General features: G+C 71.8%; 9 protein-coding genes. 3 read left to right on the forward strand and 6 right to left on the reverse strand.

Annotation, left to right across the window (positions count from 1 at the left end):
• Position 1 precedes the first annotated feature (1 nt).
• Together ABZ794_RS17660 and ABZ794_RS17665 are read left to right on the forward strand one after the other, a co-directional pair.
• Positions 2 to 1180 (forward strand): NADP-dependent malic enzyme, encoded by a 1179-nt coding sequence (locus tag ABZ794_RS17660; RefSeq protein WP_210784600.1) that lies wholly within the window; start codon positions 2 to 4, stop codon positions 1178 to 1180.
• Positions 1181 to 1257: 77 nt separating this feature from the next.
• Positions 1258 to 2220, forward strand: a complete 963-nt coding sequence (locus ABZ794_RS17665) for a zinc-binding dehydrogenase (RefSeq protein WP_112583659.1) — start codon at positions 1258 to 1260, stop codon at positions 2218 to 2220.
• Between the two features lie 173 nt (positions 2221 to 2393).
• On the opposite strand, the gene ABZ794_RS17670 is transcribed toward ABZ794_RS17665, so the two are convergent.
• Positions 2394 to 3359 carry a dienelactone hydrolase family protein gene (locus ABZ794_RS17670; RefSeq protein WP_210784599.1) on the reverse strand — a complete coding sequence of 322 codons (966 nt, stop codon included), beginning with the start codon at positions 3357 to 3359 and terminating at the stop codon, positions 2394 to 2396.
• Between the two features lie 88 nt (positions 3360 to 3447).
• Positions 3448 to 3654 carry a hypothetical protein gene (locus ABZ794_RS17675; RefSeq protein WP_357516286.1) on the reverse strand — a complete coding sequence of 69 codons (207 nt, stop codon included), beginning with the start codon at positions 3652 to 3654 and terminating at the stop codon, positions 3448 to 3450.
• A 174-nt stretch (positions 3655 to 3828) separates the two neighbouring features.
• Between ABZ794_RS17675 and ABZ794_RS17680 the strand changes: the two genes are divergently transcribed.
• Positions 3829 to 4002 (forward strand): hypothetical protein, encoded by a 174-nt coding sequence (locus ABZ794_RS17680; RefSeq protein ID WP_210784597.1) that lies wholly within the window; start codon positions 3829 to 3831, stop codon positions 4000 to 4002.
• An 87-nt stretch (positions 4003 to 4089) separates the two neighbouring features.
• On the opposite strand, the gene ABZ794_RS17685 is transcribed toward ABZ794_RS17680, so the two are convergent.
• The 4 genes from ABZ794_RS17685 to ABZ794_RS17700 all read right to left on the reverse strand — a co-directional run bounded on the left by ABZ794_RS17685 (position 4090) and on the right by ABZ794_RS17700 (position 11540).
• Entirely contained in the window at positions 4090 to 5205 is a 1116-nt protein-coding gene (locus ABZ794_RS17685) for an acetate kinase (protein WP_210784596.1), read from the reverse strand.
• Entirely contained in the window at positions 5202 to 7271 is a 2070-nt protein-coding gene (gene pta, locus ABZ794_RS17690; protein ID WP_357516288.1) for a phosphate acetyltransferase, read from the reverse strand. Before pta ends, ABZ794_RS17685 begins: the two co-directional genes overlap by 4 nt.
• A 209-nt stretch (positions 7272 to 7480) precedes the next feature.
• Positions 7481 to 7666: a DUF6104 family protein gene (locus ABZ794_RS17695; protein ID WP_007464679.1), complete on the reverse strand. Its 186-nt coding sequence runs from the start codon at positions 7664 to 7666 to the stop codon at positions 7481 to 7483.
• A gap of 118 nt (positions 7667 to 7784) precedes the next feature.
• Positions 7785 to 11540 (reverse strand): multifunctional oxoglutarate decarboxylase/oxoglutarate dehydrogenase thiamine pyrophosphate-binding subunit/dihydrolipoyllysine-residue succinyltransferase subunit, encoded by a 3756-nt coding sequence (locus tag ABZ794_RS17700; RefSeq protein WP_357516291.1) that lies wholly within the window; start codon positions 11538 to 11540, stop codon positions 7785 to 7787.
• Positions 11541 to 11713 lie beyond the last annotated feature (173 nt).

The raw sequence follows: 11713 nt of genomic DNA on the forward strand, positions 1-11713 counted from the left end.
CATGTCTTCGTCCACCGTGGACCCCGCTGATCCCGTCTTCCTACTGCACCGGGGCGGCAAGATGGCCGTCACCTCGACCGTGCCGCTCACCAGCCGGGAGGACCTCTCCCTGGCGTACACCCCGGGGGTGGCCCGGGTGTGTGAGGCGATCGCCGCCGACCCGGCCCTGGTGGACGACTACACCTGGGTGTCGCACACGGTCGCGGTGGTCACCGACGGCTCGGCGGTGCTCGGGCTGGGCAACATCGGTCCCCGGGCCGCGCTGCCGGTGATGGAGGGCAAGGCGGTGCTGTTCAAGCAGTTCGCCGGGGTGGACGCGGTGCCGGTGTGCCTGGACACCCAGGACGTGGACGAGATCGTCGCGGTGGTGCGGGCGCTGGCGCCCTCGTTCGGTGGGATCAACCTGGAGGACATCAGCGCGCCGCGTTGCTTCGAGATCGAGCGTCGGCTCGACGAGGCGCTGGACATCCCGGTCTTCCACGACGACCAGCACGGCACCGCCATCGTGGTGCTTGCCGCGCTGCGCAACGCCGCGATGTTGCTCGACCGCAAGCTCGGTGACCTGCGGGTGGCGGTGAGCGGCGCGGGCGCGGCCGGCGTGGCCGTGACGAAGATGCTGATCGCCGGGGGCGTCAACCCCGACCAGGTGGTGGTCTGTGACTCCAAGGGGATCATCGGCCGGCACCGCACCGAGCTGACCGGCACCAAGGCCGAGCTGGCGGCGAGCACCAACGCCGACGGCCGCCAGGGCGACATCACCGAGGCGTTGCGCGACGCGGACGTGCTGGTCGGGGTCTCCGGCGGGCAGATCCCCGAGGCCGCGGTGGCCGGGATGGCACCCGGCGGGATCGTGTTCGCGCTGGCGAACCCGACCCCCGAGGTGCACCCCGAGGTGGCCGCCCGGCACGTCGCGGTGGTCGCCACCGGGCGCAGCGACTACCCCAACCAGATCAACAACGTGCTGGCGTTCCCCGGTGTGTTCCGCGGCGCGCTGGACGCCGGTGCCACCCGGATCACCGAGGCGATGAAGGTCGCCGCCGCGGACGCCATCGCGGGTGTGGTGGCCGAGTCCCTGACCGCCGACGCGATCGTTCCGTCCCCGCTCGACCCGCGCGTCGCGCCGGCCGTGGCCGAGGCGGTCGCCGAAGCCGCCCGCCGCGACGGCGTCGCCCGTCGCTAGGCGCACGCGTCGGCCGGCGGCGCGCTGCGCCGTCGGCCTGCGCGCACGGCTTCTTAACGAGCGCTCAGCTTGTTACCGTGCCGATCATGCGTGCTGCCTTTGCCTCCCGTTTCGACGACGCCGATCCGCTCGCCGCGCTCACCGTCGGCGAGCGGCCCGAGCCGACCCCTCCGGCCGACGACTGGGTGACCGTGCAGTTGCGGGCCACCTCGCTCAACCACCACGACCTCTGGTCGCTGCGTGGGGTGGGTCTCACCGAGGCCCAGCTGCCGATGATCCTCGGCTGCGACGCGGTCGGGCTGGACCCGGAGGGGCGCCCGGTGGTCGTGTACCCGGTGGTCGTCACGCCGGGTGACCCGCGCGGGGTTTCCATCCTCTCCGAGCACTTTGCCGGGACGCTCGCCGAGCGGGTGGCCGTACCCCGGTCGAATCTGATCCCGCTGCCCGACGGCATGGCGGCTACCGACGCGGCGTGCCTGCCCACGGCCTGGCTGACCGCGTGGCGGATGCTGACCACCAAGGGCCGCGTCGCGGACGCCGACAGCGTGCTGGTCCAGGGTGCGGGCGGCGGCGTGGCCACCGCGGCCGTCGCGCTCGCCGTCGCGATGGGCAAGCGGGTGTACGCGACCAGCCGCGACGCCGTCAAGCGGGACCGGATCTCGGCCCTCGGCGCCATCGCCGTGGAGCCCGGTGCCCGGCTGCCGGAGCGGGTGGACGTGGTGATCGAGACGGTCGGCGCGGCCACCTTCGACCACTCGCTGAAGTCGGCCGCGCCGATGGCCCGGATCGTGGTCTCCGGCGCGACCGCCGGGCACGAGCCGTCGGTCAACCTGCGCCGGGTCTTCGCCATGCAGCTGGAGATCCTGGGCACCTCGATGGGCACGCCCGGCGAGCTGTACGAGCTGCTGGCGTTCTGCTCGGACAACGAGGTGCGCCCGGTGGTGGACAGCGTCATCCCGTTCAGCCGGGTCGAGGACGCCTTCGCCCGACTGCACTCCGGCGACGCCTTCGGCAAGGTCGTCATCGACCACACCGCCTGACGCGCACCGCGCGCTGCATCGCCGCGCCGCGCCGCCGGGCCTGGGCCCCACGCCGCTAGATCGCGCAACATCATGGAAGTAGTGGCCTCCGCGTCGTGGGAGGCCACTACTTCCTGGTCACTGCACGATCTTGCGGCGGCCGGAGCGGCGAAGGCGCACGGCGCGGGCGGGCCTCAGAGGTGGTCGTCGAAGGTGGCGATGTCGCCGCGCGTCGCGTCGGTGGGGATGCGCTTCCTGGCGTCGGCGTCGCCGTAGAGCGACCAGCGCAGGAACTCAACAGACGTGTCGGAGACGACCCGCAACGTCGCGCCGTCGCTGAGCAACGCCCGCCCGTGGTCGCCCTTGGGCAGGCTCAGCATCGCCTTCGGCCAGGGCACCTTGTCGTACGCGGCCCTGCCCGCCGCGTACTCGACCACCTCGTCCAACTCGCCGTGCACGAACAGCTGCGGTGCGGCCGCACCGGCGAACGCGGTGCCCACGCCGAGCGCCGTGCCCGCGAACACCACACCCGCGTCCAGCCGCTCGTCCCGGCTCGCTGTGAACAGGCCGATGGTGGTCACCCCGCCCGCGGAGTGCCCGGCCGCGGCCACCCGCTCGCCGTCCAACCGGCCGCGCAACGCGTCGCCGGCCTTGCCGTCCAACGCCAGCACCTGGTCCAACGCGTACGACACGTCGGCGGGCTGGTTGAGCACGTCGAGGACGTTGTTGTCCGCGCCCCGCGAGGTGTGCGGGAACGTCGGCGCGGCCACCACGAAACCCGCAGCCGCCCAGCGGGTCAGCAGCGTGGCGTAGTCGTCCGGTCGCCCACCCAGGCCGTGACTGAACATCACCACCGGGAACCGGCCCTCCACCGCCGTCGCCGCCCGCTTGGCCGCGCCGCCGGACTGCCCGGCCGCCGGGTACCAGAGCGTCGTCGGCAGCGCCCGGCCATCCCGGTTCAGCTTGAGCTGGCGTACGCCGACCGCGAAGGCGCGCTGCGGCGCCTTGCCGGCGGGGACCTGCGGTGTCGGCGTGGCGGCGGGTGGTGGTTCGACGGGCGCCTGCTGACCCTCGGTCTTCCTGGCGTCCGCCGAGCAGCCGACCAGACCGGCCATGAGCACGGCGCTGGCCAGCAGGGCGGGGGTGAGGCGACGTGGCATGAATCCGATTGTGCCTTGCCCCGCTGACGTGCCCGGTGGACTTCGACGCGGTGTGCCCGTCGACTCACCCAGCGCCGCGCGCCCGGTGTCAGGCGGCACGTTCGGCGAGCGGGCGTCGCCGTCGTGCGGTGTCGGCCAGCGGGCGCGGAGGGAAGGCGGCGTTGGGATTGGTACGCACGCCGACGGCGTACGACCCCTCGGGCGACCGACGCGCCGACACCGGCCCGGTGGCCCCGCCGGCCACCGCCGTGGCCGGGGCACAACCGGCCAGCAGCGCTGTCACCAGTACGGCCATCAGCCGGCCCGCCCCATCGTTCCGCGGTAGGTGCCCGGGCAGGCGTAGCGGCCCCGCCGTCCGGCTCGGGTGCACCCGCCACCCGGTCGGGTCCCCTCCGCCGGCCGGGTCCAGCCCTGGGACGCCGCGGGCCGGGGACGGTGCCGCGTGGCCAGCTTCGCTAGGGTCACCGACATGCCTGAGAACTACACGGACCCCAGCGGCAACACCGAGGCGTTCCGCGCCTTCAACCAGACGCCGGAGACTGCGGCGTCGACGGAGGCCCCGTCCCGCCTGCCGCTCATCATCGGTGCGGCAGTGGTCGTCGTGGTGCTGGTGGCACTCGTGGCCTGGCTGGCGACCGGCTGATCGAGTCGCCTGGCTGGCTCCGGCACCGAACGGGCTCCACCGACTCGCGCACCCTCGGGCCTCCCGGGGGTGCGCGCCTCAGTGGCGTCAGGCCGCCCCGACCACGTCCCGGGTCTGCCGGGCGATTTCCCGCTCCTCGTCGGTGCGGATGACGCAGACGCTCACCTCGGCGCCGTCGGGAGAGATCAACCGGTCGCCCTCGCCGTTGTTGCGGGCGTCGTCCACTGTGATGCCGAGCCGGCCCAGGCCGCCCAGCGCGGCGGCCCGCACCGGCGCGGCGTGCTCGCCGACCCCGGCGGTGAAGGCGATCGCGTCGACCCGACCGAGCAGCGCGTAGTACGCCCCGACGTACTCGGTGATGCGCCGGCAGTACACGTCGAAGGCCAACGCCGCCGCCCGGTCACCAGCGGCTCGGCGTTCGAGCACCTCGCGCATGTCGTTGACTCCGGTCAGCCCGAGCAGGCCGCTGCGGTGGTTGAGCAGGTCGTCGATGTCGTCCACCGACAGCCCGCCCTCCCGGCGCAGGTGGAAGATCACGGTCGGGTCCACGTCGCCGCTGCGGGTGCCCATCACCAGCCCCTGCAACGGGGACATGCCCATCGAGGTGGCGACGCTGCGACCGTCCGCCACCGCGCAGGCGCTGGCCCCGTTGCCAAGGTGCAGGGTGATCGCGTTGATCTGCTCGTACGGGCGGCCCAGCAGCTCGGCGGTGCGCCGGGACACGTACGCGTGCGACGTGCCGTGGAAGCCGTACCGGCGGATGTCGTACCGTTCGGCGGTTTCCCGGTCGATCGCGTACGTCGCGGCGGCCTCCGACAGGGTGTGGTGGAACGCGGTGTCGAAGACGGCGACCTGCGGGACGTCCGGCAGCGCCGCGCGGGCCACCTCGATGCCGGCCAGGTTGGCCGGGTTGTGCAGTGGGGCGAGCGGCACCAGATCCTTGATCGCGGCCAGCACGGCGTCGTCGACAAGTACCGGCGCGCTGAACGTCCGGCCACCGTGCACCACCCGGTGTCCGACCGCCGTCAGCCCGGCCAGGTCCAGCCCGTCCAGGATCTGCCGGACCGCCTCGGCGTGGTCCGCCGGGCCGCCACCGGGCTCACCGATCCGCTCGACGGTGCCGTGGTCGAGTGCCCGGTCACCGTCGTAGCGGCGCCACTTCACCGACGACGACCCGCAGTTGAGCACCAGTACCCGACTCACGACGCCTCCTCGGTGGCCGCCTGGATGGCGGTGATCGCCACGGTGTTGACGATGTCCGGCACCGTGGCGCCCCGCGACAGGTCGTTCACCGGCCGCCGCAGGCCCTGCATGACCGGGCCGACGGCGACCGCCCCGGCCGAGCGCTGCACCGCCTTGTACGTGTTGTTGCCGGTGTTCAGGTCCGGGAAGATGAAGACAGTGGCGTGCCCGGCGACGGGGCTGTCGGGCAGCTTCGTGGCCGCCACCGCCGGGTCAATCGCCGCGTCGTACTGGATGGGCCCCTCGACCAGCAGGTCGGGCCGGCGCTCCCGGACCAGCGCGGTGGCCGCGGCGACCTTCTCCACGTCGGCGCCCGCGCCGGAGCTGCCGGTCGAGTACGACAGCATGGCCACCCGGGGTTCGATGCCGAACCGGGCGGCGGTGTCGGCCGACGAGATCGCGATGTCGGCGAGCTGGGCCGCGTCCGGGTCGCGGTTGACAGCGCAGTCGCCGTAGACCAGCACCCGGTCGGCGAGCAGCATGAAGAAGACGCTGGAGGCCACCGAGACGTCCGGCAGCGTACGGATGATCTCGAACGCCGGCCGGATGGTCGCGGCGGTGGTGTGCGTGGCGCCGGAGACCATGCCGTCGGCGCGGCCGGTGGCCACCATCAGCGTGCCGAAGTAGTTGGGCTGCGCCACGATGTCGTGCGCCAACTCGGCGGTGACGCCCCGGTGGGCGCGCAGCCGGGCGTACTCGGCGGCGAAGTCGTCGCGCCACTCGCTGGCACCCGGGTCGACCACCCGCACGTCGCCGAGGTCGATGCCCAGCTCCCGAGTGCGTCGGGCGATGTCGTCCGGCCGGCCAAGCACCGTCAGCTCGGCCACCCCACGCCGTAGCAGGATCTCCGCCGCGCGCAGGATCCGCTCGTCGGTGCCCTCCGGCAACACCACGTGCCGGGGCTTCGAGCGGGCACGATCGATCAGCTCGTTCTCGAACATCAGTGGGGTGACCCGTGCCGACCGGCTGACCCGCAGTCGACGGGCCAGGTCGTCGGTGTCCACACAGCGCTCGAACGCGCCGAGCGCGGCCTCCACCTTGCGGGGATTGGACGCGCTGGGCCGGCCCTCGATGCGACTGGACGCGGCGACCGTGTCGTAGCTGTCGAGACGCACGGAGAGCACCGCCAACCCGGTGTTGAGCCCCTCCACCAACCGCATGACCCTGGGGTCGGGCTGCTCGCCGAGGGTGAGCACCAGCCCGGCCACCGACACCTGCCCGGCCACGTGCGCGGCGCTCGCGGCGACGAGCAGGTCGGCCCGGTCCCCAGGGGTGATCACCAGGGCGCCCTCGGTGAGGTGGCCCAGCAGGGTCGGCACGTGCGCCGCACCGACCACGAAGTCCAGCACGTCGCGACCGAGCGCGGCGTCGTCCCCGGCCAGCAGGGTGGCGCCGAGCGCCGCCGCCACCTCGGCCACCGTCGGCGCGGACACGCTCGGCACCTCCGGGATGGCGTACGCGGGGACCGGCAGGTCGGGCAGCGTCATCGGCCCGGTCACCCGGTTGGCGATCACCGCGAGCACCGTCGCGCCGAGGTCGGCCAGGTCGTGGTACGCCCCCCGCATCGCCGACGCGACGGCCGCCGGCTCCTGCCCGAAGCCGTCCACTACCGGCACCACCACGCTGCCGAACTCCGTGGCCAGCCGGGCGTTGAAGGCCAGCTCCCGGGGGTGGGCCGGGTCGCCCGGCTCGTCGAAGTCACTGCCCACCACTACCACCGCCGGGCACTGCCGCTCCACCGCCCGGTAGCGCTCGACGATCGCGGAGATGAGCTGTTCCCGTCGGCCGTCGGCGACCAGCGCCGAAGCCTCGGCGTAGCTCGCCCCGGCCAGTTCGGACAGCGGCATCTCGACCCGGTAGCGCTCGCTCAGCAGGGCGAGGATCGGGTCCTGGCCGGTGTCGGCCACCAACGGCCGGAACACGCCGATCCGCCCGACCTGGCGGGACAGCAACTCCGCCAACCCGAGGGCAATCGTCGACTTGCCCCCGCCGGACCCCACGCTCGTCAGATACACACTTCGGGCCACAGCCCCACCCTAGAAGATCGCGAGGTCCCCCACCCGGGCCGTCCGCCCCTGCGCACCAAACCCCCGCCCCTGCGGGCCCCCCGCCCCCCGACCCGCCCACGCCCCCGCCCCGGTGATCATGGAGTTATCGCCCGGCACGCCGACGACACGCGCGGACAACTTCATGATCAACGCCGGGGGTGGGGGTGGGGGTGGGGTGGGGGATGGGGTTAGGCGTCTTCGTCGTCGGGGTCGTCCAGGCGTGCCAGGTAGGTTGCCAGGCGTTCGATGGGGGTTTCGAAGTCGGGGTTGAGGTCGACGAAGTCGCGCAGGCGCTCGCCGAGCCACTCCAAGGTCACCTGCTCGTCGCCCCGGCGCTCGACCAGCTCCTCGATGCCACGGTCGGTGAAGTACATGGGTACGTCCTTGTGCTCGGCCCGGCTCGGGCCGGGCGGATGAGATGGCGGGTGGACCGACGGAGCGGGGCAGGACCGTGTGGAACGGCCCTGCCCCGGCTTCCGTGCTCAGGTCAGGTCACGGGCGGGGAAGAGCCGCCTCGATCAGCGCGTTCTGCTCGACCTCGTGGGTCTTGGCCGAGCCGACCGCCGGGGCGGCCGCGGCCGGGCGGGAGATCCGCCGCAGCCGAACGTCAGTGAGGTGCTCCAGCAGGTTGAGCGCGACGAACGACCAGCCACCCTGGTTGGCCGGCTCCTCCTGCACCCAGGCGAAGTCCTCGGCGTTCGGGAACTGCCCGAGGGCGGCCCGGATCTCCTCCACCGGCAGCGGGTACAGCTGCTCCAGCCGGAGGATCGCGGTGTCGGTGACGCCGCGCTCCTGCCGGGCCTGGAACAGGTCGTAGTAGACCTTGCCGGAGCAGAGCAGCACCCGCTTCACCGCCTCCGGCGCCGGGGCGGCCGTGTCACGCAGCACCGGCTGGAAGGTGCCGGTGGTGAAGTCCTCCACCGACGAGACGCAGAGCTTGTGCCGTAGCAGCGACTTCGGCGTGAACACCACAAGCGGCTTGCGCTTGGGTGACAGGGCCTGGCGGCGCAGCAGGTGGAAGTAGTTCGCCGGGGTCGTCGGGATGGACACCCGCATGTTGTCCTCGGCGCACATCTGCAGGAACCGCTCCGGCCGGCCGGAGGTGTGGTCCGGGCCCTGACCCTCGTGGCCGTGCGGCAGCAGCAGGGTGATGGCGGAGCGCTGGCCCCACTTCACCTCACCGGACGAGATGAACTCGTCGATCACCGACTGGGCGCCGTTGACGAAGTCGCCGAACTGGGCCTCCCAGGCGACGAGGGCGTTGATGTTCTCCACCGAGTAGCCGTACTCGAAGCCCATCGCCGCGTACTCGCTGAGCAGCGAGTCGTGCACGAAGAACCGGGAGCGGTCGCCGTCGCCGGTGAGCGACTTCAGCGGCAGGTAGTCGTCGCCGGTGCGGGAGTCGACCACCGAGGCGTGCCGCTGGACGAACGTGCCGCGACGAGAGTCCTGCCCGGCGAGCCGGACGGTGACCCCGTCGTGCAGCAGCGCCCCGAGCGCGATGATCTCGCCGAAGCCCCAGTCGATGTTGCCCTCGACGGACATCTTGGCCCGCCGGTCCAGCAACTGCTGGATCCGCTTGTGCGGGGTGAAGCCCTCCGGCAGGTTGATGTGTGCCTCGCCGATGGCCTTGACCACCGACGCGTCGGTGGCGGTGTCGACCTGCGGCTCCGGCTCCTCCTCGCGGCGCGGCCGGTTGAGCTGGCGCGGTGCCGAGGCGGCGTCGCGGGTGGCCTTGAAGACCTTCTCCAGCTGCGCCTGGTAGTCGCGCAGCAACTCCTCCGCGTCCTCCACGGTGATGTCACCGCGGCCGATCAGCTCCTCGGTGTAGAGCTTGCGGACCGAGCGCTTCGAGTCAATGATCTTGTACATCTGGGGGTTGGACATCGAGGGGTCGTCGCCCTCGTTGTGCCCGCGCCGGCGGTAGCAGACCATGTCGATCACGACGTCCTTGTTGAACGTCTGCCGGTACTCGAAGGCCAGCCGGGCCACCCGGACCACGGCCTCCGGGTCGTCGCCGTTGACGTGGAAGATCGGCGCCTGGATCATCCGGGCCACGTCGGTGCTGTAGAGGCTGGACCGGCTGTACTCAGGGGCGGTGGTGAAGCCGACCTGGTTGTTCACCACGACGTGCACGGTGCCGCCGGTGCGGTAGCCGCGCAGCTGGGACAGGTTGAGCGTCTCGGCGACCACGCCCTGCCCGGCGAAGGCGGCGTCACCGTGCACCGCCAGCGGCAGCACTGTGTAGCCCTCCAGCTTGAGGTCGATCCGGTCCTGCTTGGCCCGGACGATGCCCTCCAGCACCGGGTCGACGGCCTCCAGGTGCGACGGGTTGGCCACCACCGACACCTTGACCGCGTGCTCGCCGTCGGGGGTGGTGAATTTGCCGTTCTGACCCAGGTGGTACTTCACGTCGCCGGAGCCCTGCGTCGAGCGCGGGTCCAGGTGACCCTCGAACTCCGAGAAGATCTTCTCGTACGGCTTGCCGACGATGTTGGCCAGCACGTTGAGCCGACCCCGGTGGGCCATGCCGATGACGACCTCGTCCAGCCCGTTCTCGGCGGAGGACTCCAGCACCTCACCGAGCAGCGGAATCAACGACTCGCCGCCCTCCAGCGAGAAGCGCTTCTGGCCGACGTACTTCGTCTGGAGGAAGGTCTCGAACGCCTCGGCGGCGTTGAGCCGGTTGAGCACGTGCTTCTGCTCGTCGGCGGACGGCTTCTCGTACTTGCGCTCGATCCGTTCCTGGACCCAGCGCCGCTCCTCCGGGTCCTGGATGTGCATGTACTCGATGCCGACCCGGCGGCAGTACGAGTCGCGCAGCACGCCGAGGATCTCGCGCAGCTTCATCCGCTGCCGGCCGGCGAAGCCGTTGACCGGGAACTCGCGGTCCAGGTCCCACAGGGTGAGCCCGTGCTGGAGGACATCCAGGTCGGGGTGCTTGCGGATCTTGAATTCCAGTGGGTCGGTGTCGGCCATCAGGTGACCGCGCACCCGGTACGCGTGGATCAGCTCGTGCACCCGGGCGGTCTTGTTGATCTGACCCTCGGAGTTGACAGCGACATCGCGCATCCAGCGCACCGGCTCGTACGGGATGCGCAGCGCGGTGAAGATCTGGTCGTAGAAGCCGTGCTCGCCCAGGATCAGCTCGTGCATCACCTTGAGGAACTCGCCGGACTGCGCGCCCTGGATGATCCGGTGGTCGTACGTGCTGGTCAGCGTGATGATCTTGCTGACCGCCAGCTCGGCCAGGGTGGCCTCGGACATCCCCTGGTAGGGGGCCGGGTACTCCATCGCGCCGACGCCGATGATCGCGCTCTGCCCCTGCATGAGCCGCGGCATCGAGTGCACGGTGCCGATGCCGCCCGGGTTGGTCAGCGAGATCGTGGTGCCGGAGTAGTCCTCCATGGTCAGCTCGTTGCGCCGCGCCCGTCGGACCACGTCCTCGTACGCCTGCCAGAACTGCCGGAAGTCCATCTGCTCGCAGCCCTTGATGGAGGGGACCACCAGGTTGCGGCTGCCGTCCGGCTTGGCGAGGTCGATCGCGATGCCGAGGTTGACGTGTGCCGGGCGGAGCACCGCCGGCTTGCCGTTGGCCTCGGCGAAGGAGTTGTTCATCTCGGGGTGCTGGACCAGCGCGCGAACCATCGCATAGCCGACCAGGTGGGTGAAGCTGACCTTGCCGCCCCGCCCGCGGGCGAGGTGGTTGTTGATCACGATGCGGTTGTCCACCAGCAGCTTGGCCGGGACCGCGCGCACGCTGGTCGCGGTGGGCACGCTCAGCGAGGCGTCCATGTTCTGGACGATCTTCGCCGCGACGCCCCGCAACGGCGTGGTCTGCGGGCCGTCGGCACTCGGCGCGGCGGCCTTGGCGGCCGGCTTGGCCGCAGCGGCCTTCTCGGGTGTGGCCTTCGGCGTGGCCGCGGCGGCGGGCTTGGCCGGCGCCGGCTGGGCGGCGGCCGGCTTGCTCGCGGTCGCCGGCTTGGCCGCGGTGCTCGGCTGGGCGACAGTGGCGGCCGCCTCCGGCTGACCGTCCGGCTCCGGGGCGGCGGCCGGCTTGTCCGACGATTCGGCGCCGCGCGGGGTGCCCGCTCCCGGTGCCGGCCGGTAGTCGGCGAAGAAGTCGTGCCAGGCCGAATCGACGCTCGATGGGTCGGCGAGGTAGCGCTGGTACATCTCCTCGACGATCCACTCATTCGGGCCGAAACCCGCCAGTGGGTTCTCCTGCGAAGTCTGCTGGGTCGACACGGCCGGTAATCGCCTCTTTCACGCGGGTTTGTGTGGCACGCGGTGGGTCCGTCGCGCCCGATTAGGAGCACGGACTAGACGGCTCCCAGGCTACGCCGTACCGATCCCGCAGGCATTTCCGCCTCGGTCCCGTGGCCGGTTTCACAGAAGATGCCAGAAGTTCAGCAACGCCT

This window comes from Micromonospora sp. NPDC047187 (assembly GCF_040643355.1).
GTDB classification, from domain to species: Bacteria; Actinomycetota; Actinomycetes; order Mycobacteriales; family Micromonosporaceae; genus Micromonospora; species Micromonospora salmantinae.